Source organism: Solibacillus cecembensis, assembly GCF_050272495.1.
In the GTDB taxonomy this organism is placed as follows: Bacteria; Bacillota; Bacilli; order Bacillales_A; family Planococcaceae; genus Solibacillus; species Solibacillus cecembensis.
This window is the reverse complement of sequence record NZ_JBNNMF010000059.1, coordinates 1-3090: the sequence shown is the minus strand read 5'-3', so window position 1 is coordinate 3090 and position 3090 is coordinate 1. Positions and strand designations below refer to the sequence as shown.

2 protein-coding genes are annotated in these 3090 nt (G+C 32.7%); one reads left to right on the top strand and one right to left on the bottom strand.

The window, feature by feature from the left end:
• Positions 1 to 479: 479 nt before the first annotated feature.
• A complete protein-coding gene (locus ACQKIH_RS22335) occupies positions 480 to 1448 on the bottom strand; it encodes a YolC/YozM family protein (RefSeq protein ID WP_427769036.1) in 969 nt (322 codons plus the stop codon).
• Between the two features lie 387 nt (positions 1449 to 1835).
• Between ACQKIH_RS22335 and ACQKIH_RS22330 the strand changes: the two genes are divergently transcribed.
• A complete protein-coding gene (locus tag ACQKIH_RS22330; protein ID WP_427769035.1) occupies positions 1836 to 2414 on the top strand; it encodes a hypothetical protein in 579 nt (192 codons plus the stop codon).
• Positions 2415 to 3090: the final 676 nt, after the last annotated feature.

Below are 3090 nucleotides of genomic sequence, written 5' to 3'. Positions count from 1 at the left end.
TTCTTTTATTATATATGAAAAGAGCGAGGTATTCGACGATTCAATCGTCGAATACCTCGCAAAGTTAAACTATATGGACTTTTTCAGTACCCTCTATATTTAGGGGGGGTGAGTTTGATTATATATAATCAAACTTTATAATCAAACTTTTTATTTGGATAGGGGTAGCGTCAGAAAAATGCGGATTTACAACGATAAGATATGCAGGATTTTATTCAGTAATAATCATTACGCAGCAATCCTTTGCAATCGTCTAAACCATTACTGGTACTGGAGTTTATCAAAAGTGCATAAAAACCTGTATATACAATGTTACACCAAAAAAGCGATAAACACTTATAGTACAGCGTTTGTCGCTTTTTTGTACGTGTCCAAACTTGCATTTGGGAACGTTATTTTAAATTATTATGTATACGTTATTAACTCTTATTCCACTCAATCCCCTGTAAAAAAACTTAACTTTGTTAAAATCTTTCTAATTAGTTCAATGAAACATCAGAGCTACTGACAAAAACATCCCCTTTAAAAATACTTCCATCAGATGTGGTAACGATTATTGTATGATCACCAGAAGAAGCATCTGATTGAACCCATGTAGTAGAACCATAAGCGACTAAATTATAAGTTTGCGTTTGCGTGTAACCACTCTGTTGAATTTGCACCGTTACATTTGTCCCTGTGTTATTTGTAACATGAAATTTATAATCCTTCGAATCTGATGGTTGCGTCCAAGGCTTTTTATAGATTCCATTTCCTTTAAAAATATCTGTACTAGAAATAATTAAATGGTCTCCTGTACTTCGAAAATCTTCAACAACAGCACTAATTACGGCATCTGATTCAATGGTACTTTCATTAGTACGCTCTATAACCTGGATTTCATAGGAAATATCTTTTTTTGATAGTTCAGCACTCTTAGAAGCTAATAAATCTTCTAATTCCTTTTTAATAATTTCGCTAGATCGGTCTTTAATAATTTCGCTAGATCGGTCATTGGATTTAAGAATTGATATTTTTAATATCGGTTCAGGTTCAATTGAATGATGGTAAAGTTCCATATCGTGATAATTTTTTTCTTGTATATAATCATATACAATACTTGAAACCTCGTCCATAAAACGCTCGTTCTCAACATCTTGTAAACTCTTTCTAGTAATATCAATGGTGTAATGATTTAAATCATTTTTATTTACATTTTCCTCTAAATACTTTATCAGTTGTAATTCACTTTTAGTTTCACCCATTTCAATGAAAATTATTGACTCTGGGGTTACTGAAAAACTAAATAATTCAAATTCATCCACCGCAGTTTCAAGTACAGAAAGAATACGGTCCCATCGTTTCTCATCATCATTGTTCGAAGCGAAACTATCATTTTTCTCGACGTCTATATTAATTACTAAGACGATTGCAACAATTATTATGAAAACAGCAATAAAATTTTTCACTACATTTCCTCCCCCTCCGAATCTATTTTACCAAATTAATCCACTCCTTTGTTGAACTATTCGGCTTACGTTAGTTGAATATAAAAAGTACCCAAAACGTCATTTGGGTACTTACTGTTCATAAGCATCCAAAATCCCCCCTATTCAATTGAATGGGGGGGATGGTTCCCTAACTTGCGTTTGGGAACGTTATTGAATGTGATTTTGTATAAAGAAATTAGGATTTTTTATATTTGGCTTTCCTTATCGTTGTAAATCTGCATTTACCTGACGTTCCCCTTTTAGGTACTACTTATAAAAAAAAATTTTCCAAAAACAAACTTTTTAGGGGACCTCATACGTCTTACTTATGTAAAGACAAAAATGAATAAATGGAGGTTTTAGAAAATGAAAAAGCAGTACGTAAAGAAAATTCCTTATTTAGTGTTGGCAGGTATCATTTGTGCAGTTGGAATCGGGGCGCCACAAGTTTCGTTGGCAAAACAGGCAGATTCAAAAGTGGTGACTCAGCAATCCGAAAAAACGTCGCCTAAAATAGAAATTGGAAAAAAATTGAAAGTACCCGAACTTAAACTTAAGGAAAATACGTATGTACTCGACTACAAGGTGTCCGATATTAACGGTAATTCAGTTAAAGACAATGTGATATTGGTGGGTACAAAAGAAAAGATTGATGGAAAACTGGATGTGTATGCGAATGATTTATCCATCATCGTGCAGGAGGGAAAAACTAAAAAATACATAAAATATGATTGGATGATCAAAGAGACGGATGGAAAATTGTATGGGGAATCTGCCCGAGAACCAAACTTGATTATTGGTGACTATACGGGCAACAAAGTGAACGATATTATCGTAACGGCCCCTCAAGGAGGAAATGGTGGACACGTGGATCATCTGATCTTAACTTGGGAAGGAAATAAAAATAAACTCAAAGATGTTAAAACAAGCGCCTCGGTACGATAGGGGTGCATACTTTATAACTAACACTTACTTCCTTATCAAAAAAGAGCCCCCCATACAATTGTATGGGGGGCTTTGATTCCCTAACTTTGATTTGGGAACGTTATTATGTATGGATTTGTATAAGAAATAATCTAATACTAGGCACTAAATAAAAGGATAGCTTATTGATTTTCGGTGTACAGGTCTTTATACATAATGGCAATAAGGATAAAAGTAAATACAAGAATAAGATAATCTCTATTGTATATTGCATTATTTAGTGAAGAATTATCAACAATGATGCTAATCATTACCGTAATTAAACTAATGGCACTAAAAATAATAAATATAGTTTTATTTCTCAAAATGTATTCCTTCTTAATTTCAAATAACAAGTAAATTAGTGCAAAGATTATTAGAGTAATTCTAGTCACAAACAATTGTTCATATTGCCAATAGAATGTTGCCAGTAAAAAGATAAAGAAAATGACATCCAAAATTATGGAGATGTTAAATTTTTTCATTAGTTAATACACCTCTTTAGTTATCTATTATACAGAAACAAAAGAATAAAAAGCAGCCAAAATACCCCCATTCAATTGAAGAGGGTACTGAAAAAGTCCATATAGTTTAACTTTGCGAGGTATTCGACGATTGAATCGTCGAATACCTCGCTCTTTTCATATATAATAAAAGA

Excerpts from the sequence above, each read along its gene's own strand:
- ACQKIH_RS22330 (WP_427769035.1), top strand. The coding sequence starts at position 1,836 with ATGAAAAAGCAGTACGTAAAGAAAATTCCTTATTTAGTGTTGGCAGGT.